The 21297-nt window shown below is 30.5% G+C and carries 22 protein-coding genes; 20 read left to right on the plus strand and 2 right to left on the minus strand.

What is annotated here, in order from left to right; genetic code table 11:
* Positions 1-5 precede the first annotated feature (5 nt).
* The 18 genes from aroB to LQ609_RS05350 all read left to right on the plus strand — a co-directional run bounded on the left by aroB (position 6) and on the right by LQ609_RS05350 (position 16675).
* On the plus strand, positions 6-1079 hold the full coding sequence (gene aroB / locus LQ609_RS05265; RefSeq protein ID WP_078356631.1) for a 3-dehydroquinate synthase: 1074 nt from the start codon (positions 6-8) through the stop codon (positions 1077-1079).
* 16 nt (positions 1080-1095) lie between these two features.
* Positions 1096-2334 carry a tetratricopeptide repeat protein gene (locus tag LQ609_RS05270; RefSeq protein ID WP_078356632.1) on the plus strand — a complete coding sequence of 413 codons (1239 nt, stop codon included), beginning with the start codon at positions 1096-1098 and terminating at the stop codon, positions 2332-2334.
* Between the two features lie 12 nt (positions 2335-2346).
* Complete coding sequence (locus LQ609_RS05275) at positions 2347-2880, plus strand: YpiB family protein (protein WP_078356633.1); 534 nt, start codon at positions 2347-2349, stop codon at positions 2878-2880.
* On the plus strand, positions 2880-3320 hold the full coding sequence (locus LQ609_RS05280; protein ID WP_203153295.1) for a DUF2487 family protein: 441 nt from the start codon (positions 2880-2882) through the stop codon (positions 3318-3320). The genes LQ609_RS05275 and LQ609_RS05280 overlap by 1 nt, the downstream gene beginning before the upstream one ends.
* Positions 3321-3613: 293 nt before the next feature.
* Complete coding sequence (locus LQ609_RS05285; protein WP_078356635.1) at positions 3614-4117, plus strand: Rieske (2Fe-2S) protein; 504 nt, start codon at positions 3614-3616, stop codon at positions 4115-4117.
* 13 nt (positions 4118-4130) lie between these two features.
* Positions 4131-4805 (plus strand): menaquinol-cytochrome c reductase cytochrome b subunit, encoded by a 675-nt coding sequence (gene qcrB, locus LQ609_RS05290; RefSeq protein WP_016912349.1) that lies wholly within the window; start codon positions 4131-4133, stop codon positions 4803-4805.
* A gap of 37 nt (positions 4806-4842) precedes the next feature.
* On the plus strand, positions 4843-5631 hold the full coding sequence (locus LQ609_RS05295) for a menaquinol-cytochrome c reductase cytochrome b/c subunit (RefSeq protein ID WP_078356636.1): 789 nt from the start codon (positions 4843-4845) through the stop codon (positions 5629-5631).
* A 48-nt stretch (positions 5632-5679) separates the two neighbouring features.
* Positions 5680-6273 carry a DUF1405 domain-containing protein gene (locus LQ609_RS05300; RefSeq protein ID WP_078356637.1) on the plus strand — a complete coding sequence of 198 codons (594 nt, stop codon included), beginning with the start codon at positions 5680-5682 and terminating at the stop codon, positions 6271-6273.
* Between the two features lie 53 nt (positions 6274-6326).
* On the plus strand, positions 6327-7013 hold the full coding sequence (locus tag LQ609_RS05305) for a zinc metallopeptidase (protein WP_078356638.1): 687 nt from the start codon (positions 6327-6329) through the stop codon (positions 7011-7013).
* Between the two features lie 208 nt (positions 7014-7221).
* On the plus strand, positions 7222-7536 hold the full coding sequence (locus LQ609_RS05310; protein ID WP_078356639.1) for a nucleotide pyrophosphohydrolase: 315 nt from the start codon (positions 7222-7224) through the stop codon (positions 7534-7536).
* Between the two features lie 19 nt (positions 7537-7555).
* Positions 7556-8677, plus strand: a complete 1122-nt coding sequence (gene bshA / locus LQ609_RS05315; protein WP_078356640.1) for an N-acetyl-alpha-D-glucosaminyl L-malate synthase BshA — start codon at positions 7556-7558, stop codon at positions 8675-8677.
* Between the two features lies 1 nt (position 8678).
* Positions 8679-9890: a CCA tRNA nucleotidyltransferase gene (locus LQ609_RS05320; RefSeq protein WP_078356641.1), complete on the plus strand. Its 1212-nt coding sequence runs from the start codon at positions 8679-8681 to the stop codon at positions 9888-9890.
* A complete protein-coding gene (locus LQ609_RS05325) occupies positions 9877-10845 on the plus strand; it encodes a biotin--[acetyl-CoA-carboxylase] ligase (RefSeq protein ID WP_107509660.1) in 969 nt (322 codons plus the stop codon). The genes LQ609_RS05320 and LQ609_RS05325 overlap by 14 nt, the downstream gene beginning before the upstream one ends.
* 10 nt (positions 10846-10855) lie before the next feature.
* Positions 10856-13549 carry a helicase C-terminal domain-containing protein gene (locus LQ609_RS05330; protein WP_239734402.1) on the plus strand — a complete coding sequence of 898 codons (2694 nt, stop codon included), beginning with the start codon at positions 10856-10858 and terminating at the stop codon, positions 13547-13549.
* Between the two features lie 62 nt (positions 13550-13611).
* Complete coding sequence (gene asnS, locus LQ609_RS05335; protein ID WP_078356644.1) at positions 13612-14904, plus strand: asparagine--tRNA ligase; 1293 nt, start codon at positions 13612-13614, stop codon at positions 14902-14904.
* Positions 14905-14980: 76 nt separating this feature from the next.
* Positions 14981-15673 carry a DnaD domain-containing protein gene (locus LQ609_RS05340; protein ID WP_078356645.1) on the plus strand — a complete coding sequence of 231 codons (693 nt, stop codon included), beginning with the start codon at positions 14981-14983 and terminating at the stop codon, positions 15671-15673.
* The gene (gene nth / locus LQ609_RS05345; protein WP_078356646.1) at positions 15663-16331 is read left to right on the plus strand and encodes an endonuclease III; all 669 of its coding nucleotides are present in this window, start codon (positions 15663-15665) and stop codon (positions 16329-16331) included. The genes LQ609_RS05340 and nth overlap by 11 nt, the downstream gene beginning before the upstream one ends.
* Complete coding sequence (locus LQ609_RS05350) at positions 16328-16675, plus strand: YpoC family protein (protein ID WP_208143809.1); 348 nt, start codon at positions 16328-16330, stop codon at positions 16673-16675. The genes nth and LQ609_RS05350 overlap by 4 nt, the downstream gene beginning before the upstream one ends.
* Positions 16676-17267: 592 nt before the next feature.
* On the opposite strand, the gene LQ609_RS05355 is transcribed toward LQ609_RS05350, so the two are convergent.
* Both LQ609_RS05355 and recU read right to left on the minus strand, forming a co-directional pair.
* On the minus strand, positions 17268-19613 hold the full coding sequence (locus LQ609_RS05355) for a transglycosylase domain-containing protein (protein ID WP_078356648.1): 2346 nt from the start codon (positions 19611-19613) through the stop codon (positions 17268-17270).
* Positions 19610-20236 (minus strand): Holliday junction resolvase RecU, encoded by a 627-nt coding sequence (recU, locus tag LQ609_RS05360; protein ID WP_239734403.1) that lies wholly within the window; start codon positions 20234-20236, stop codon positions 19610-19612. The genes LQ609_RS05355 and recU overlap by 4 nt, the downstream gene beginning before the upstream one ends.
* A 168-nt stretch (positions 20237-20404) precedes the next feature.
* Here recU and LQ609_RS05365 point away from each other — a divergent pair, with 168 nt between their 5' ends.
* Together LQ609_RS05365 and LQ609_RS05370 are read left to right on the plus strand one after the other, a co-directional pair.
* Positions 20405-20734, plus strand: a complete 330-nt coding sequence (locus LQ609_RS05365; protein WP_078356650.1) for a DUF1798 family protein — start codon at positions 20405-20407, stop codon at positions 20732-20734.
* Positions 20731-21291 (plus strand): SLOG family protein, encoded by a 561-nt coding sequence (locus LQ609_RS05370; protein ID WP_078356651.1) that lies wholly within the window; start codon positions 20731-20733, stop codon positions 21289-21291. The genes LQ609_RS05365 and LQ609_RS05370 overlap by 4 nt, the downstream gene beginning before the upstream one ends.
* The last annotated feature ends 6 nt before the right edge of the window (positions 21292-21297 follow it).

Below are 21297 nucleotides of genomic sequence, written 5' to 3' on the forward strand. Positions count from 1 at the left end.
ATGAAATGATTTTTGAAACTACTTACAATGACAACAACTATCCGATTATATTAAAGCAAAATGCACTTGCAGAGATAAATCATTTTTTAAAAGAAAACGAACAAAATATCGTTCTAATTGATCAAGATGTTTATAGATTCCATAAAGATTATATTAAAGCAAACCTTGAAAATCAGGAAATTAAATTTATAACTATTATGAGTGGTGAAGCTTGCAAACAAATGTCGTACTTCGAATCGATTAGCGAAAAAATATTGTCTTTAAATATTAATAGACAGTCACAATTGATTGCTATTGGTGGAGGAGCCACAGGAGACTTTGTTGGTTTTCTAGCAGCTACTTTATTACGTGGAATTGATTTTATACAAGTTCCTACCACATTACTTGCACATGATTCTGCAATTGGTGGCAAAGTTGGAATAAATGCTTCAGTCGGTAAGAATTTAATTGGCGCATTTCACAGACCTCGCGCTGTGATATATGACTTAAACTTCTTAAATACATTACCACATACAGAAATTAGAAGTGGTTTTGGAGAAGTATATAAACATGCTATTTTAAACAGTGAAACTGATACATGGCATTTAATGGATCAATATCCATCTATTAAAGAACTGTCACGTCTTGAGAATATAGATACCTTTTTAAAAATGGGTATAGAAACAAAATTAAAAATTGTCATTGAAGATGAGTTCGAAGGTGGCGTACGTAAACATTTAAATTTAGGACACACTTTTGGACATGGTTTAGAATATTTAACTAAAATTGCTCATGGTGAAGCTGTTATGATAGGTATTTTATTCCAAAAAATCATAAATAAAAATAGAAATCTCTTTGATAACCAAGAATCTATTCATATATTTATTAATTATTTAAAAGAACTTGGATATCCACTTAGCATCATAAATAATGCTAATATTGAGCTGATTTTTGACTATATGAAAAAAGACAAAAAGAATATTGGACAAACGATTCAAATGGTTTTACAAGAAGGCGAAGCTTCGTTTACAATTGAATCCGTTTCTAAAGATGAAGTATTAGATGCATTTATAGAACTTAAATCTCTAATAAATGAATAGAAGGAGTCCTTTAAATATGGAAGATGTATATAAAGTAATTGACGATATTCATATGAAAAATATCGAACAATTAGATGAGAAAGTAAATAGAGTTTTACAATCTGACGATCATGATGCTTTATTTATGTTAGGAGAAACATTATATAAATATGGAATAGTCGATCAAGGTGTAAAAATATTTGAAGAACTTTATTTACTTTATCCAGATGAAAATGAACTACTCGTTTATTATATAGAAGGTCTTATCGACCAAAATGACTTAGATAAAGCACATGAAGTTCTATATAATAGCCCCCATTCAACAGAAAAATTAATGCTAGAAGCTGATTTATATCAACAACAAGGATTATTCGAAGTTGGAATTGAAAAACTTATTGAAGCAAAAGAAATTGAACCAGATGACATCGTTATTACTTTTGCTTTAGCTGAAATGTATTATTATGACGGTCAATATTTAAAAGCAATGTCTAATTATGAAACGATTACGCAAACAGGTGAAGATATTATAAATGGTATATCTATTTATTCACGTATGGCTGATGCGAGTTTACAAAGTGGTGCATATGAAGAAGCGATTAAATATTATGAAAATGTTTCTGAAATGGATATGACTGCTGAAGATTATTTCAAACAAGCAATAAGTTATCAAAAAAATGACTTAACAAGAGAAGCAATTAAACAACTTGAGAAGCTTCTACAAAAAGATCCCGACTTTATGCAAGCTTACCATTACTTACTTCAAATTTACGAATCTGAAAAAGATTATGAAAAAGCAATTGAAATAGGTAAAGAAGGTCTTAGATTAAATGCATATTATAAAGAATTAATGACTGATACAGCTAGACTAATGTTAACAACAAATGACGAACATGGTGCAATTCTTTTACAAGATGCTTTAACAGTTGATCCATCTTATACAGAAGCTGCAATTATTCTTGCTGATTATTATCGTGAAAAAGATAACACAACTGGCTTAATTAACTTGCTAACTTATGTTGACCATGAAGACATCGATCCAATAGTAGCTTGGCATGTTGGGTATGCATTCGGAGAAGAAGAAAGAGATAAAGAAGCACAGCATTTTTACGAATTAGCTTATCCAGATTTAACACAAAACATTGACTTCTTAAATGACTATTACCATTATTTAATAGAAATTGGAAATGTAGAAACTGCTAAAAATATATTAGAGTCTGTTCGCAAACTCGATCCTGAGAATCCTTATTGGGACCAAGAATACGAAAGACTATTATAAGTAGGGTTAAATATGAATCATACATGGCTTAACTATGAAAAACAGCGGTTCATTGAATATATATTGTATCAATATGATTTTAAAATTGCTGAAAGTGTATGGATATTAAATTTACTTAAAAGTAGTCCAAAATATTTATCAAATATAACTTTTGTTAGTGAATTATCTAATAATCGAATTCTATCTATTAGTACTTCCCAATCTAAACAATTACCATTATTGTATTGTAAAGACCAATTTTGTATAGAAAATGGTCGACAAATCTTTCATGATATAAGATTGGATAATACAGAACTTAATGTCTTACTATATTTAAATAAAAATGACGATCGCTTAAATAGATTGCTGCTATTACAAATGTTAGTTGACTATTATGGAGAAGATAAAGATATACGTTCATTTAACAATAACAATAATTCACTTCATCATTGGGGACAACTAATCAGAAATGAGATTGATAAATCATTAGATAATAATGATCAAGACACATTTTTAGAGATGTCTAAAATATTGCAATTCATTAATGAGTTGGAGGAACATCAGTAATGTTATTTAATCACATTGACTTAAAAGAATTAAAAAACAACTTAGAATATATAGATACAGCAATTATTCCAGTTTCAAATATCGATATGAATCATCAATTATTAACTTCATGCGATAAAAATGAAACAGTACAATTAGTTGGAATGCTAGCAGAAAAACAATTTAAAGGTAGATTACTACTAACTCCTACATTTTTTACAAGTGGAAATCAATACGACCATGTAAATTCATTTGTGCAAAGCTTAAATGAATATGGACTTAACAATATAATCATTTTAAGTAGTGAAAAAATAAATATAAATTCTGAGATTGAATATTATACGGTTAACACAATCCCAATGAGTGATCTAGACGATGAAATGAAACGTACACTTATAGAAGATGAAGTTAAACAATTTATGAAATTCATCATAAAATCTTGGAATAAATCAAACTCTTAATTTTTGTAAATAATAAGCATATCACTCAACTGATATTTTCAGTTATGCAGTGATATGCTTTTTATTTTGAGTATGTCTTAGATAATTTTTTCAAAAAGTACTCTTCAAAAATCACTTTTATCGCCAAAAAATGTCCATAAAAATTAAAGCCTTTTCATATTTTTGAACTTTCTTAGTTAAAACCTTAATAAATAAAATATAAATTGTGACAAAGCGTTGACCGTCTTGAAATAATAGGCTAAAATTAAATTGTCCTAGTTATAAAAGAACGATTAATAGAGGGGGGAATCTGAATGAGCCAACGTGTCACACGACGCCAATTTTTAAACTATTCATTAATGGGTGTTGGGTCATTTATGGCTGCTGGTATGATTTTACCTATGGGTAGATTTGCGCTTGATCCTGTTTTCAAAGCGGATGCACAAGGCGATTTGATTGCTACAGGCGTAAAGGAGTCAGAACTTGGCAAAGAGCCTATAAAAGTGGACTTTAAATTCGAGCAAGAAGATGCTTGGTATACGAGTGAAGTTACAGAATTCGCTTGGGTATACAAAGATGGAAAGGAAATTGTAGCTTTATCACCTGTCTGTAAACATTTAGGATGTACAGTGACTTGGAATGGTGATGACTCAAATCCTAATCAATTCTATTGTCCATGTCATAACGGCCGTTACGAAAAGAATGGTAAAAACATTCCTGGTACGCCACCATTAGCACCACTTGATCAATACGAAGTAAAAGTTAAAGATGGCATTATTCAAATCGGCAAAAAACACGAAAACGAATTAGCTAAATAAGGAGGGATTAACAATGATAGATAAAATCTATGATTGGGTCGATGACAGACTTGATATTACACCAATTTGGCGAGATATTGCTGATCATGAAGTGCCAGAGCATGTTAACCCTGCTTATCACTTTTCAGCTTTCGTTTATTGTTTTGGTGGTCTAACGTTTTTCATTACTGTTATACAAGTTTTATCAGGCATGTTTTTAACGATGTATTATGTTCCAGATATCGTTAATGCTTGGAAATCAGTTTACTATCTACAACACGATGTAGCTGCTGGTGTTATCGTACGTGGTATGCACCATTGGGGAGCAAGTTTAGTAGTAGTAATGATGTTTTTACATACACTCCGTGTATTCTTCACAGGGTCTTACAAACAACCTAGAGAATTAAACTGGGTTGTAGGTGTTTTAATATTCTTCGTAATGCTTGGATTAAGTTTTACTGGATATTTATTACCTTGGGATATGAAAGCACTTTTCGCAACAAAAGTAGGTTTACAAATTGCAGAATCAGTTCCTATCATTGGGCCGTGGGTTAAGACATTACTAGCAGGGGATGCCGAAATAGTTGGTGCACAAACTCTAACTCGTTTCTTTGCGATACATGTATTCTTCCTACCAGCTGCACTATTCGCGTTACTGGCAGCACACTTTATAATGATCAGAAAACAAGGTATTTCAGGTCCACTATAAAAATAACGTGAATAAATGAAAAAGGAGGTCATGCGACATGCATCGCGGTAAAGGGATGAAGTTTGTTGGTGACTCAAGAATTAAGTCATACGACAAACCAAAGTTAAATAGAGATTACTCAGAATTTCCAGGTCGTACAGAAAGTTTCTGGCCTGACTTTCTATTAAAAGAATGGATGACTGGTGCAGTTTTCTTAATTGCATACTTATGTTTAACAGTTGCTCATCCATCGCCACTTGAACGTGTGGCAGATCCATCTGATACTGGTTACACACCATTACCAGACTGGTATTTCTTATTCTTATATCAAATACTTAAATATACATTCGCATCTGGTCCTTATAATACATTTGGGGCAATCGTCTTACCAGGTATTGCTTTTGGTGCTTTATTATTAGCTCCATGGTTAGATAGAGGCCCTGAACGTAAATGGACAAAGAGACCATTTGCTTCTGGTTTCATGTTAATTGCAATTGCTATCTTATTCTATACAACATGGGAATCAAGTTATTACCATGATTGGAAACAACAAGCTAAGCAAGGTGAAATCGTATTTTCTAACTTAGATAAATCCGATCCAGTCTACACAGACATTATCAAGTCAAACTGTACAAGTTGTCATGGTGGTGAATTGACTGGTGGACAAGGTCCAAACTTAGTAGAATCGAAATTACCAAAAGAGGGCGTACAAGGATTTGTAGAAAAAGGTGCAGGTAAAATGCCTAGCTTTAAAGATACACTTTCAAAAGATGAAATCGATAAAGTTTCTAAATACGTTGCTGATTTACACGAAACAGATGCGAACGGTAAAGAATTGAAAAAATAATTATTAAAGCCACCATTTTATGGTGGCTTTTTTCAAAGGAGTTACATAATGGCATTTTGGAGATACGTTATGGGACAAAAATCAGTGCTCATAACTCTATTTATTGCAAATCTACTCGGAACAATTTATGGATATATTTGGTATGGAGGACAATTGTTAGAAAGTAAATGGTATTTTTGGCCATTCATACCTGATAGTCCAACAGCAACATTCTTCCTAGTCATTGCCATTGCAGCTATTTATTTCAATAAACATTTAGGTTTATTTGAATGTTTAGCATTTGTGACATTAATTAAATATGGTGTATGGGCAGTGGTGATGAACTTATTTGTCATGATTCACTATGAACAACTTCTTCCTATGGCAATCATGCTAATGACATCTCACGGGCTTATGGCAATCCAAGCATTTATGTTTTATCCTACATTTAATATAAAAACTTGGCATATTGTAATAACGATGATATGGGTCTTTCATAACGATGTAATAGATTATGTGTATCATCAATATCCTGTATATAGCATGTTAAGTCAGTATGAATCACATATTGGATATTTTGCATTTTGGCTAAGTATAATCGCTTTTCTCCTTTTAATTTATTTACAAAAAAACATAAAAATACGTTCGAAATATTTGACGTAGGGGTCATCACTCCGTAATATAATAACTAACAGGGATATAAAGGAGGAAGTAATTTGTTTTCATTCATTATTTATTTTGTGATTATTATGCTTGTCCCTATGTACTTCCAATTTAAAGTAAAATCAACTTACAATAAATACTCAAGAGTACGTTCAACAAGCGGTAAAACGGGTAAACAAGTGGCTGAAGAAATACTAGCAGCTAATGGTATTCATGATGTAGAAGTATTACAAGGTGAAGGGTTCTTATCAGATCATTTTGACCCATCTAAAAAACGTGTAGTTTTATCACCATCAAACTATCAACAACCTAGCGTAGCAGGTACAGCGATTGCAGCTCACGAAGTAGGACATGCAATACAACATGCTCAAGGTTATGGTTTCTTAAAGTTTAGAACAGCTTTAGTACCACTTGCTAGTTTAGGTAGTTCGTTATCTTATATTATTATTTTAGCTGGTATCGTATTAACAGCAATGAGCAGTACATTCGGAACAACATTATTATGGGTTGGTATCGTATTTATGTCATTCGCTGTATTATTCTCAATCATTACATTGCCAGTCGAATTTGATGCAAGTAAACGGGCGATGCGCCAAATTGAAAAACTAAACATGGTCAATCAACAAGAATATAGACATGCTAAGAAAGTTTTATCAGCCGCTGCGATGACATATGTCGCTGCAACAGCAGTAGCAGTAGCCGAGTTAGCAAGATTTATTCTAATGGCACGTAACAGTTAATTCGTATTACTAACTACCGATTTAAGTTATAAACTTAAATCGGTAGTTTTTTATTTTCAATTTCATAATGAACTATAAATTTTAAAATTATATGCATCAAAATCTATAGTCAGTTTATAACATTGTCATTATGTACGTTAATCATATATAATTTTAATATGTGAGCACTTTTATAAATTAATATAAAAGATAAGTGAGGGGGATTTGTATGGATATGCAAGAAATGCAAAAAGAAGTAGATACTTATATTTCTCAATTTAAAACTGGCTATTTTTCACCATTAGCTAACTTAGCGAGATTAACAGAAGAAGTTGGAGAATTGGCTAGAGAAATCAACCATACTCATGGAGAAAAGAAAAAGAAATCTACTGAAGAAGAAAATACAATTGAAGCTGAATTAGGCGATAATTTATTTGTATTAATTTGTTTAGCAAATTCATTAAATATCGATTTAAATAAAAGTTTTGAAGATACTATGAATAAATTCAATGTAAGAGATAAAGATAGATTTGAACGAAAATAAGTTTTTATGGAGGCATAATATGAAAATCGGTATTACTTGTTATCCGTCAATGGGTGGTTCAGGTATAGTAGCTACTGAACTAGGATTGGAAATGGCAAAAAGAGGTCATGAAGTTCATTTTATTACTTCAAATATGCCTTTTAGAATGAGAGAACCTGTTCCAAATGTTACTTTTCATCAAGTTGATGTGAATCAATATTCTGTATTCCAATATCCACCATACGATATAACATTAAGCGCAAAAATTGCAGATGTAATAAATGATTACGATTTAGATATTTTACATATGCACTATGCCGTACCACATGCAATATGTGGTATTTTAGCTAGACAAATATCAGGAAAAGACGTAAAAATTATGACTACATTACATGGCACTGATATAACTGTATTAGGTTATGATACATCGTTGCAAAGTGCTATTCGCTTTGGAATTGAAAAAAGTGATGTCGTTACAAGTGTAAGTGATAGTTTAAAAGAAGAAACATACGAAGTGATAGGACCCGATAAACCAATTAAAACAATATACAACTTTGTACAAGAAGATAACTTTCCTCAAGTTTATAATACAGATTTAAGAAGTAGATACGGAATTGAAGAAGACGAGAAAGTTATTACTTTTGTATCAAATTTTAGAAAAGTTAAACGTGTTCATGACGTAGTAGATACTTTTTATAAAATAAACAAAAAGGTTAAATCTAAATTGCTTTTAATAGGGGATGGACCTGAACTACAAGTTGCTAGAGAACAAATCAAACATCTCAATATAGAAAATCATGTACTATTTTTAGGAAAACAAGATGAAGTCAATATATTCTATCAGATGTCAGACTTAACTTTGTTAATGAGTGAAAAAGAAAGCTTTGGCTTAGTACTGTTAGAAGCTATGCTAACTGGTGTCGTTCCTATTGGTACTAATGCTGGTGGTATTAAAGAAGTTATTAAAAATGGCGAAACAGGATACACTGTAGATGTTGGTGATACTGATAAAGCAAGTGAGCATGCAATTGAACTTTTAACTAATCATACACTTTATAAAAATATGCAAGAAGCTATGGTAGCAGATGTGAAGGAACGTTTCTCATCAAAAGTGATTGCTGATCAATATGAATCTTGTTACAACAATATGTTAGGAGATTAATATGAGCGCTAATCAAGTTTTTGAAGATGCCAAATGGATAATTGAAGCACTTGAAAATCAAGGCCATCATGCTTACTTTGTCGGAGGATCTGTAAGAGATTACTTAATGGATAAACATATTTCTGATGTAGATATAACAACAAGTGCTTTACCAGAAGAAGTGGAATCAATCTTTGATAAAACTTTACCAATTGGAAAAGAACACGGTACGATAATTGTATTAGGAAGTGGTCAACAATTCGAAGTAACCACGTTTAGAAAAGATGGAGATTATGTTGATCACAGAAGACCTACATCGGTACAATTTGTAACAGATTTATATGAAGATGTTGCAAGAAGAGATTTTACGATGAATGCAATTGCTATGGATAAATCATATCAACTGCATGATTATTTTAATGGATTGAAAGATATTAACAATAAAATAATAAAAGCTGTAGGTACACCTATTGATAGAATGGAAGAAGATGCTCTACGTATAATGAGAGGTGTAAGGTTTCAAGCTCAAACAGGATTTAATATTGATGATGAAACAAAAGAAGCTATGAGCCAATCAGCACATTTATTAGATAAAATTGCAATCGAAAGAATTGTCGTTGAATTAAAAAAGATGATTTCAGGCAATTATGTATACCATATTATTCAAACCATGAAAGACATGGCAATTTTTAAATATATACCATTTTTTAAAATTATCAATTTGGAAACAATTTTTATACCACAACATTCAAATTTCGAACTATGGATTGCTTCATTATGCTATATATATCATTTAGAACTTTCGAGTTTAAATCATTTGAAAATAAGTAATAAAGAGAAACATGAAATAATTTCTTATTATAATCTATTTAATGAATTTGAAAATAGAAACATTTCAAAAGTTGAAATGACTAGTATGATTTATAATTATGGCAACAATAAAGTAAACAAAGTCATACAATTTATATATGAAAATAATCAATCACTTAATATACAATTTCATCCTACAATAATGAATACTATTTTAGTAAATGAAATTTATGATAAACTACCTATATATGATAAGTCAGATTTAAGTATTAATGGTCAAATCATCATGAATGAATTTAATAAAAATGGTGGGCCATGGATAAAAGATATATTAAATAAAGTAGAGCAAGCAGTAATTTTAAATAAAGTGAATAATACACAAAATGAGTTAATAGAATGGGTGCGAGAGAATGTCGAAATATAAACGTGAAATTGTTAGTTATTTATATCAAAATGATGAATATTTATCAGGTCAACAAATTGCTGAGACTTTAAATTGTTCACGTGTTACTGTAAAAAAAGTAATTGATCAACTTAGAAAAGAAGGATTTCAAATTGAATCCATTTCAAATAAAGGTTATAAAATTGCGAGTATTCCTTCCATTTGGCAAGAAGACATTGTTAATATTGAACTTAAAGACAACGCATTGTTGAATCAAGCAATCGTTCAAACTCAAGTTGATTCTACTCAAATACTTGCTAAATCTTATATTAATGAGATAAATAATCATTTTGTAGTATTAAGCGATGAACAGACTAAAGGAAGAGGGAGATTTAATCGTGAATGGTCCTCTCTAAAAAGCAAAGGCCTGTGGATGTCAATCGTATTAAAACCTGACATAGCTATTCAAAAAATGTCGACATTCAATTTATTTATTAGTCTTGCAATTCAAGAAGTGATTGAACAACATTATAATATACAATGTAAAATAAAATGGCCAAATGATATTTATATTGGTAATAAAAAAGTATGTGGATTTTTGACAGAAATGATTGCCGATACGGATGGTGTTCATGCAATCATTTGTGGAATAGGTATAAATTTAAATCAGACTCAATTAGAATTTGATAAAGTAAATCAATCACGTGCAACGAGTTTAAATTTAGAGAATGGTAAGCCTATAGATCCTTATCAATTTCTAACATTACTAATTAAAGCAATTGAACAGAGATATGACCAATTCTTGAATTTACCATTTAGTGAAATTAAAGCATTATATAAAGAAAAAAGCATGATCTGGAATAAAACTTTAACTTATACTGAAGGTAAAAAACAAATCGTTGGGCGAGCAATAGATATACAAGATAATGGGTTCTTAACTGTGATATCTGAGGATGGCAATTTACATCAATTTATGAGCGCAGATATCGAAATATAGGAGAGATAATATGGCGCAAAGATACGCTGTCGTAGATTTAGAGACAACTGGAAACCAAATACAATATGATGAAATTATACAAATTGGTATTACATTTATAGAAGACCAACAAATTGTAGATACTTACCATACATATGTTAAAACTGATTTGGAAATTCCATCTTTCATCCAGGCATTAACAAATATAAATGAGTTAGATTTACAAGATGCGCCATATTTTGACGAGATTAGTAAATCTTTATTTGTAATGTTAAAAGACTGTGTGTTTGTAGCGCATAACGTTTTATTTGATTTGAACTTTTTAAAGGCTCATTTTGAAAAATATCAAATAGAATTTGAACCAAAATTAATAATAGATACGATGGAACTCTTTAAAATTGCTTTTCCAACTGAAGAAAGCTATCAGTTAAGTGAATTAAGCCAATCTTTAAAAGTCGATTTGAATCAAGCACATAGTGCAGATGAAGATGCTAAAGCAACAGCTTTATTGTTTATAAAAGCTATTCAAAAAATAAAAGATTTACCTATAGATACTGTTAAACAACTTTACTATTTATCAAAGTCACTGAAATATGACTTGAAAGATATTTTATTTGAAATTGTTAGAACTAGTCAAAATACAGTGACAAATTCAAGCAAAATAAAAAAATATCAAAATATCAACTACTTAAAGCAAACACCTATACGTAAATCGAAAAATAGTGAAATTATAACAATTGATGAAGCCTATGATAGAATTCTTAAAACATTTAATTTTGATTATCGTAAAGAACAATATCAATTAGTTCAACAATTATTTGATTCTTTAATGCATAATGAAAATGCGCTAATCGAAGCACCTCTTGGAAGTGGAAAATCGATGAGTTTTGTACTTGCTTCACTGCTTTACTATTTAGAAACAGGAGAACATATACTTGTTTCAACTCATACAAAATTATTACAAAATCAACTACTAGAGCAAGAGTTCAACAAAGTGTTGAATGCATTAGATCTTGATTTAAAGGCAATGATTATAAAAAGTAAAGATCATTACATTTCACTAGGCTTAATTTTAAACATTCTTCAAGATGATACTGATAATTATGAAGCAACGATTTTAAAAATGCAGTTATTAGTTTGGATTTTAGAGACTGAAACTGGAGATATTGAAGAGTTACATCTAAAAGGAGGACAAAAAGTATTCTTTGACCAAAAAAGAACAACTTATGTTCCATTTAAAAATGACATTCATTATTATCAATTTATTAAAGAGAGTGCTCAAAGTGTTGAGATAGGTATTACGAATCATGCGCATTTATTGCAACATAGTACTGAAGACACTGTTTATCAATTGTTTAAACATATAATTGTAGACGAAGCACACCGTATACAAGACTATGCACTTAACCAAGTTACTGATAATTTAAGTTATCAACATATTAAATATCACCTTGGTTTATTAGGTAAAAATGAACAAGAAAAATTATTTAGAAGATTAGATAAATTAGAAAACAGAAGAATTATAGAGCAATACCCAATAGATCCCATTGATATTTATCAATTAAAAAAAGATATCGAATTATTACATGAACAAAATGAAAATTTATTCGATGAATTAATGGATCAAATCAATCAAAAGCATAAATCTCAAAATGATGACGAACAACAAATTCATTATATCTATGATATCGATGTTACGAAGCTATCTGAAATATTCAAACTACAAATCGGTACGATTAATCAAATTTTATCTAGATTCAAATCTTTTACACATGCTCATGTGAAAGCATTCAAAAAAGAATTGATTTATATATATCATCAGTATACTAAGATATATAACGTTATTAAATCGGGGCAAGTACCATACGTATCAATTAAAAAGTTAACTCAAAAATCTACACTTTCTCTTTTTGTTAAAAAAGAAGAAGTTAAAGATTTACTTAATCAAGTATTTATTGAGCAATTTAATAGTAATGTTTTCATTTCAGGAACATTAACTGTAAATGAGTCGTTTACATCGTTTAAATCTATGTTTCCTAAAAATATTGAATTCAATACATACTATTTGAATGATATTTATGATTTGAAAAATCAAGCAGCATGTTTTGTTCCTAAAAATATGCCGAGTTATCAGTTCCATAATCAAGATGACTATATTGAAACAATTGTTCATTACTTATCTACATTTGTAAGTGAAACAAATCAAAAATGTTTAGTATTATTCACGAACTATTCAATGCTTTATCAAGCATACCGTTATATGGAAGAACTTGAAATATTTGATGACTATGTATTATTAATGCAACAACAGCATTCACATGTTTATAAAATTGTTCAACAATTTAATCAATTTGATAAAACAATTTTACTTGGGACATTATCTTTCTTTGAAGGTTTTGATTATCAATCTTCAGGAATTAAATGTGTCATGATGACTAAATTACCGTTCATTCATCAAGATGACCCTAGATACCATTTGATGAAAGATGAATTTGAAAATCCTTTTAAAGACTTTGTATTACCTGATGCCGTTACTAAATTTAGACAAGGTATCGGTAGATTAATTAGAAATAAAAATGATCAAGGATTGTTAGTATGTTTTGATAGAAGAATTTTAGATAGTAATTATAGTAAATTTTTCATAAATGCTTTAGGCGAAATACCGGTTATAGAAGGCGATATAAATAATTTCCAAGATAAATTAAGAAAATATCCAAACAGATAGCAGTTATATAGATAATTTGATAAAATGACTATAGGTAATTTATTTGAATAGGAGAAATATAAATGAATATTACGATTAAACAAGCAAAAGATTATGTCAATCAAGAAGTGACAATCGGTGCTTGGATTGCAAATAAGCGATCTAGTGGGAAAATAGCATTCTTACAATTAAGAGATGGTACAGGATTTATGCAAGGTGTTGTAGTAAAAGCAGAAGTATCAGAAGATATTTTTAAACTTGCTAAATCATTAACTCAAGAAACATCAGTATTTGTAACGGGAACAATTACAGAAGATGAGCGTTCTAAATTTGGATATGAAATGCAAGTAAGCTCAGTAGAAGTCATTTCAGAATCACACGATTATCCTATAACGCCTAAAAACCACGGAACAGAATTCTTAATGGACCATAGACATTTGTGGTTGCGTTCTAAACGTCAACACGCTGTTATGAAAATTAGAAATGAAATTATTCGTGCTACTTATGAATTCTTTAATGACAATGGATTCACTAAAATAGACCCACCAATTTTGACTGGTAGTGCACCTGAGGGTACGAGTGAACTATTCCATACAAAATATTTCGAAGAAGATGCATTCTTATCACAAAGTGGACAATTATACATGGAAGCTGCTGCTATGGCACATGGTCGAGTTTTCAGTTTCGGTCCAACATTTAGAGCTGAAAAATCTAAAACAAGACGTCATTTAATTGAGTTCTGGATGATTGAACCAGAAATGGCATTTATGAAACATGATCAAAGTTTAGAAGTTCAAGAAAATTATGTACATCATATTGTGAAATCAGTATTAGAAAATTGTACTTTAGAATTAGACTTACTTGAAAGAGATACTTCTAAATTAGAAGCCGTTTCAACACCATTCCCAAGAATCACTTATGATGATGCTGTTGAGTTCTTGCATAAAGAAGGCTTTGATGATATTGAATGGGGCGATGATTTTGGCGCACCACATGAAACAGCAATTGCAAATCATTATGATAAACCAGTATTTATTATCAATTATCCAACTAAGATTAAACCATTTTACATGGAACCAAATCCTGAAAATCCAGAAACAGTACTATGTGCTGACTTAATTGCACCTGAAGGTTACGGTGAAATTATTGGTGGTTCAGAAAGAATTAGTGACTTAGATTTAATTAATCAAAGAATTAAAGAACATGGATTAGATCCAGAATCATATAGCTATTACACGGATTTAAGAAAATATGGAAGTGTACCTCATAGTGGCTTTGGATTAGGTCTAGAAAGAACAGTAGCATGGTTAAGTGGAGTTGAACATGTTAGAGAAACTTCACCGTTCCCACGCTTATTAAATCGTTTATATCCATAATAATCAGGCTGGGACATATTAATTGTCTCAGCCTCTAATCATTTGGCATTATTTCAATCACAAAGTAGGTGAAAAGATGTATTCCAGCGAAATGTTAAAAGAAAAACCGGTCATTATTCAACGCGCTTTATTTAATCATTACGTAAAGTTAGGTTTAAATGAAAAACAATTTGTTATATTAGTAAAATTATTAGATCAAGAAAATGAGCGAAATTTGCAACCACCATTAGAAAATATTCAACAAGGAACAAGTTTGTCTATTCAAGAAGTAAGTCATGTCATTAATCAACTTTCACAGCTAAAATGTATTGACATTAAAATTGAAAAAGATGAGCAGCATAAATATAATGAATTCATATCGTTTGAACCATTATTTGAACAATTAGCTTTAATAATGAATGAAGTAAAGCAAGAAGATACTGTTGAAGATCAAAACAGTCAATTCAAAAAATTATTCCATGAATTTGAATCTACGTTTGGACGTCCTTTAACACCACTTGAAGTTCAAACATTAAATCATTGGATTGATACTGATCACCATTCTAATGAACTTATACAAAGTGCACTAAATGAAGCGCATAGTTTAGACAAGCTAAGCTTCAAATATATTGATAGAATTTTATTAAATTGGAAGAAGAAAAACATTACAACTGTTCAGTCTTCAAAAGAAGAAAGTGAGAAATTTAATCACAACAAAAAATTAAAACAAAATGTAAATTCAATACCGATTTTTGATTGGGTGAACGGGGAGAATCCTTATGATAAGTAAAAAAAGAGCATTAGAAATGATGGATGTCATAGATGAAATGTTTCCTGATGCTGAATGTGAGCTTGTACACGACAATCCTTTTGAACTAACAATTGCTGTATTGCTATCTGCACAATGTACAGATGTTTTAGTTAATAAAGTCACTAAGTCGCTTTTTCAAAAATATAAAACACCTGAAGACTACTTAAATGTGAGTTTAGAAGAATTACAAGATGATATTAGATCAATCGGACTATTTCGAAATAAAGCAAAAAACATTCAAAAATTATGTCAATCACTGTTGGATAATTATGACGGCATTGTACCTAGTACACATTTAGAGCTAGAATCTTTAGCAGGTGTTGGCCGTAAGACGGCAAACGTTGTAATGAGTGTTGCATTTGGAGAACCTTCTCTTGCGGTTGATACACATGTTGAAAGAGTTTCAAAACGTCTAGCAATATGTAGACAAAAGGATAATGTACGACAAGTAGAAGATCGCTTATGTAGTATTATACCAAGAGAAAGGTGGACTAAAAGCCATCATCAGTTAATTTTCTTTGGTAGATATCACTGTGTTGCACGCAAGCCTAAATGTGAAGCATGTCCATTGCTGGCTGATTGTAGAGAAGGTCAGAAAAGATTAAAAGCAGGACTAGTAAAGGTTGATGAAGCATGATAGAAAAGAATGATTTTATAATATTAGAAGAACAAATAGAACCACTTGTAAAAAACAAACAATTAAAAAGTAATGAAGCTCACGAACTCTTAGATCAATATTATGCACTTATCATAGCTTATATAGAACAAATCAACCAAATAGAGAAATTTGAAATAAAAGGTATCCATGACTATCCAGTTATACCAATGAACTTTGAAGAAAGATATCAATATATAAATGATAGAATTTATCACTTTATGGGTTATAGACAGATGGTAACGCTTAAAGATGAACTTATTAAGATGAATGCAAGACATCAACTTAAACTTAAAAGAGAAGCAAGATTAAAAGAAGATAAATAAAAGTATTTGATCATGTGGATTATTATATAAGCATATTACGTAACTGATTTTTTAAAGTTAACAGTGATATGCTTATTTTTTTATATCTTTTGATTTTGTTCGTGCATGCTTGCCTAGGGGTATGGTTCGAGCCTGTAGTCTCTCACGCATACTTTTCCCTCAGGCGTCAGCACTTACAAAATCGTCGTAATAACCATATTTATATAGAAAAATGGTAATTCTAAGAGTTAGCTAAATGATTATCATTAAAATACTAGGACATTTATGTCAAAGGTAATTAATCTTAAGTGTCTATATTTACATAAGTTGAGAGAAGTGTAAGCAAGGGTATCTATATTTACACAAGTCGAAAGAAGTGTAACTAAGGATACCTATGTTAACACAAGTCGAAAGAAGTGTAAGCAAGGATACCTATATTTACACAAGTCGAAAGAAGTGTAACTAAGGATGCCTATGTTAACACAAGTAGAGAAAAGTGTGAGCAAGGGTATCCATATTCACACAAGTCGAAAGAAGTGTAAGCATGTGGATAAAAAATAAGAGCAGAAATTCATTTTAATAATGAATTTCTGCTCTTATTTTTTAGTAGTCGTTAATCATTTTCAGCTTCTTTGGCGGCTTCTTTAGCTGCGCTCGAACTGGAACTGCTTGAACTATTATCACTAGAATCTTCGGAAGTAGGTGCTTCAGTTGTTTGTTCTTCTGTTGTTACTTCTTCAGTATTAGTTGATTGTTGTTGAGTTGTACTTTGTGTGTTAGATGATCTTGATGTATTTGAGTTTGTTTGTGGTTCATTTGTTGTTACATTATTATTATTGTTTGAGAAATTATAGTTATTTTGATTGTTATTGTTACTATCATTACTATTGTCAGTACTTGGTGCTGAGCTACTTGTTGTTTGGTTATCTTCATTACCTGCAACACTTAGGCTCTTACCACTACCTGTTACTGAATCAGGTTTTTCGAAGTCTGCACCATCATAACTTGATATTTGTGACATTACATCTTTAAATAACATTTGTGGTTTAATTTGTTCATCGTGTCCTAAGAATGAATTTTCACCGTAATCTTTAACTTTATTGAAGCCCATCCAAACGGACATTGTGTACTGAGGTGAATAACCTGTAATCCAAACATCTTTGGCTGCATTTTCAGGTAATTGATATTCATTATATACTTCATCACCATAAGTACCTGTACCAGTTTTAGCTGCTACATTTACTCCGTCAACGCCATAACCATAAGCAGAACCATATGCATCGAAAGTACCTTTAAGCATTTCAGTTAACATATATGCTGTGTAATCTTCCATTGCTTTATGACTATCACTTGAGAATTTAATTGTTTCATCATCTTGTGTTACAACTTTTCTAATTGATTTAGCTTCGTTATATGTTCCGCCATTACCCATACTTGCAAATGCTGAAGCGAGTTGAGTAGGGGAGAATTCAGATTGTGAACCACCTAGTACTTCTGAAGGTCCTATTTCTTCTTTATAATTTAAATTAACTTTAGATGCAAAATCTTTAACTGCTTTTTCACCAGCATTTTGATTTGTTTCTTGCCAAGCTTTCAGTGCTGGTATGTTATATGATCTTGCTAATGCATCTGCCATTGTCACTGATCCGTGGCCATTGCCATCATAGTTCTTAAATACACTACCATTAATGCTGTATTCTTTTTCATCTTGGAACTTATGATTTGTAGCATATTGCATATTTTCTATTGCTGGACCATAAGATAAAATTGGTTTTAATGACGAACCAGTTGGATGTAGGTCTGTTGCTTGGTTTCTATCTACAACATCTTTATAATCTTTACCACCGCTAATACCAACGAGTTTACCAGTTTTAGTATCTATAATGGATGAACCAGTAATTTGGTCTTTGTTTTTATAGAAAGTACCGTTATCTACAGCATCTTGTAATTTCTTTTGAACATCTTTATCCATGTTTGTGTAGATTTTATTTCCGTTTGTCATAATATCGTTTAAAGATTGTCCTTTAAATGCTTTATTCTCAGTAATTTCTTGTTTAACAAAATTAATATATGAAGCGTACTCGTTATCTGGTGTTTCTGTCATAGCTTCATTTCTTTCTTCTACCGTTCTTTGAACTAAGTTCTTATCGATAGGTGTATCTTGTGCTTCTTTCATTTCTTCCTTAGAAATTCTACCATGTCTTTCCATTAAATAAAGTACTGTGTCTTTACGTTTTTCAGCACCCTCAGGATTGTCATAAATATTATATTGGTTTGGAACTTGTGGTAAACCAGCTAAATATGCTGTTTCTGCTAAGTTTAAATCTTTTAGTTTTTTGTCAAAATAATACTTAGCTGCAGTTTGTGAACCATAAATACCATCTGAGTAATAGATTTTGTTTAAATACATTTCAAAAATTTCATCTTTTGAATATTCTTGTTCAAGTCTATATGAAAGGTATGCCTCTTGAGCTTTTCTTTCAATTGATTTCTTATCTGTTAAGAATGAACGTTTTACAACTTGTTGTGTAAGTGTTGAGGCACCTTGAGATCCAAATCCACCTGTAAAGTTTTTCAATACTGCGCCAGATAAACGTTTATAATCTAATGCACCATGATCATAAAACCGATTATCTTCAGTTGCTAGAACAGCATCTTTTAATTGGTCTGGAACTTCGTCAAATTTAACATGTTCTCTTTTTTGTCCCATATAAAGGGTTGTTACGAGTTCATTGTTTTTATCGTAAATTTTAGTTGGCAACTGGTCTTTAAGTGCACTTTCATTGAAAGCAGGAGCTTTCCAAGCATAATATGCAAATAAGAGAACACCTACTATTACCATTGCCAAGAATGCAAGTGCGAGAATACCAAACACCTTAATTATTGTTCTTTTAATATTCCTCTTTTTCTTAGGTTGTTCTTTGTTATTTTTACTATTAGAAGCTTTTGATTGACTCATTTGAGCGCCTCACTTTCTATTTTTATCAATTGATCAACTATTTTTATGTAGTTAATTCTTGGTCTAAATTGGATTGGAATTAAATATCCATCATTTTCAATTTCTTTAAGTGTAATGGACTTTTTCCCACCAGTTTTATATCTGTCCCAATATACCATAAATTCCCTAAAAGGCAATAAAAATACGCTATCATGATAGCTGAATTTTATCAATAAAAAACATATACCTTTTTGGTTTGAAACTTGTTCCATATGTGATACTTGATGGTCGTGAATATTATTTAATGGGAAACTTGTTTTATTTTTGGTTTCTTTAGCTTCAAAATCAATATAGTATCCATTATAAACACCATTGTAATCTGTTGTTGAAGGTTTTCTAAAATATGCTTCTTTAATGACAGCTTTTTGTCTTTTAGGATAATCTACATCAACAATTTGAATAGGTGTCGGTTTCTTATGGATAACAGCAATATTTTCTAATCTGAAATATTGATTTGATTTATCAATTTCCTCTTCTAAATTCATACCCCGTTTACCATATTTTATTTTACTATACTTTGTGGAGTCTTGACTTAAGACTTTAGAAGTATCTTTTGATACTTTTTTACCATTTGGGTAGTTCAAATTCATCACCTATCTTCATATCATAAAACTCTAAATATTATACCTTATTTCATTATAAGTTACAAAAGTTTTTTATGATACAAATATATTCTAGAACTTTTCTAGTTATGTTATCATTTTATCGTGGGGATTTTTAAAACACAAACTTCATTGATAGTAGGGATAATTATGTTATTAAATCTTATAAATAAATTGAATGATATGCAGCAAATATTTAAAAATGCTAAAGATGATCATGAATATGATTTTTATAATGATGTCGTCCCATTTGTTGAAGTGGTTGACGAGTTACTAGATAAACTTTCTTCGCAACAACAAGAAATTCTAAAATTACAGTATATGAACGAACAAAAGTTTTATTTACTAATTGATAACTATAAAGAATTATCAGTTGAATGTCATTATAAAAGAACGAGTAAAAAAATGTTTCTAGAGAAACATAAAGCAGTACAACACGATTTGAATTATATTCATACACATTTAGGTGATTTGTCATGACATCCATATACTTTACTGGCTATAAACCTTTTGAACTCAATATATTTAAAGATGATCAGCCTGAAGTTAAAGTGATCAAAGCATATATTAAGGAAATCATTGAACAAGAAATTGAGGAAGGTATGGAATGGGCAATAATATCTGGTCAGCTTGGCTTTGAATTGTGGGCAGCTGAAGTTACAATAGAAATGAAAAGTAAATATCCTCAATTGAAACTTGCAATTTTAACACCATTCTTGAATCATTTTAATAAATGGAATGAAACAAACCAACATAAATATCAAAGTATTGTTGCTCAAGCTGATTACGTAAATGCTATTCATCAAAATGAATACCAAGGAGCATTTCAATTCCAACAAGCAAATGATTTTATTTTGGATAATACCGACAAAACCATTTTATTCTATGATGACGAACAAGAAGCTTCACCAAAGTACTTCAAAAGTAAGTTAGTTGATTTTGCTGAAAAGACAAATTATACTTATAATGTTATTACGTTCATCGATTTACAAGACTTTATGGAATTTAATTATAATAATGAAAATGAATCTTATTAAATGAGG

The sequence above is a fragment of the Mammaliicoccus sp. G-M28 genome, from assembly GCF_022386595.1.
GTDB lineage: Bacteria > Bacillota > Bacilli > Staphylococcales > Staphylococcaceae > Mammaliicoccus > Mammaliicoccus fleurettii.

Coding starts and splice junctions, on each gene's coding strand:
- nth (WP_078356646.1), top strand. CDS start 15,663: ATGATAAGTAAAAAAAGAGCATTAGAAATGATGGATGTCATAGATGAA.
- LQ609_RS05310 (WP_078356639.1), top strand. CDS start 7,222: ATGGATATGCAAGAAATGCAAAAAGAAGTAGATACTTATATTTCTCAA.
- LQ609_RS05330 (WP_239734402.1), top strand. CDS start 10,856: ATGGCGCAAAGATACGCTGTCGTAGATTTAGAGACAACTGGAAACCAA.
- LQ609_RS05370 (WP_078356651.1), top strand. CDS start 20,731: ATGACATCCATATACTTTACTGGCTATAAACCTTTTGAACTCAATATA.
- LQ609_RS05355 (WP_078356648.1), bottom strand. CDS start 19,613: ATGAGTCAATCAAAAGCTTCTAATAGTAAAAATAACAAAGAACAACCT.
- LQ609_RS05320 (WP_078356641.1), top strand. CDS start 8,679: ATGAGCGCTAATCAAGTTTTTGAAGATGCCAAATGGATAATTGAAGCA.
- qcrB (WP_016912349.1), top strand. CDS start 4,131: ATGATAGATAAAATCTATGATTGGGTCGATGACAGACTTGATATTACA.
- LQ609_RS05275 (WP_078356633.1), top strand. CDS start 2,347: ATGAATCATACATGGCTTAACTATGAAAAACAGCGGTTCATTGAATAT.
- LQ609_RS05340 (WP_078356645.1), top strand. CDS start 14,981: ATGTATTCCAGCGAAATGTTAAAAGAAAAACCGGTCATTATTCAACGC.
- aroB (WP_078356631.1), top strand. CDS start 6: ATGATTTTTGAAACTACTTACAATGACAACAACTATCCGATTATATTA.
- bshA (WP_078356640.1), top strand. CDS start 7,556: ATGAAAATCGGTATTACTTGTTATCCGTCAATGGGTGGTTCAGGTATA.
- LQ609_RS05350 (WP_208143809.1), top strand. CDS start 16,328: ATGATAGAAAAGAATGATTTTATAATATTAGAAGAACAAATAGAACCA.
- LQ609_RS05295 (WP_078356636.1), top strand. CDS start 4,843: ATGCATCGCGGTAAAGGGATGAAGTTTGTTGGTGACTCAAGAATTAAG.
- LQ609_RS05270 (WP_078356632.1), top strand. CDS start 1,096: ATGGAAGATGTATATAAAGTAATTGACGATATTCATATGAAAAATATC.
- LQ609_RS05285 (WP_078356635.1), top strand. CDS start 3,614: ATGAGCCAACGTGTCACACGACGCCAATTTTTAAACTATTCATTAATG.
- LQ609_RS05325 (WP_107509660.1), top strand. CDS start 9,877: ATGTCGAAATATAAACGTGAAATTGTTAGTTATTTATATCAAAATGAT.
- asnS (WP_078356644.1), top strand. CDS start 13,612: ATGAATATTACGATTAAACAAGCAAAAGATTATGTCAATCAAGAAGTG.
- LQ609_RS05365 (WP_078356650.1), top strand. CDS start 20,405: ATGTTATTAAATCTTATAAATAAATTGAATGATATGCAGCAAATATTT.
- LQ609_RS05300 (WP_078356637.1), top strand. CDS start 5,680: ATGGCATTTTGGAGATACGTTATGGGACAAAAATCAGTGCTCATAACT.
- LQ609_RS05280 (WP_203153295.1), top strand. CDS start 2,880: ATGTTATTTAATCACATTGACTTAAAAGAATTAAAAAACAACTTAGAA.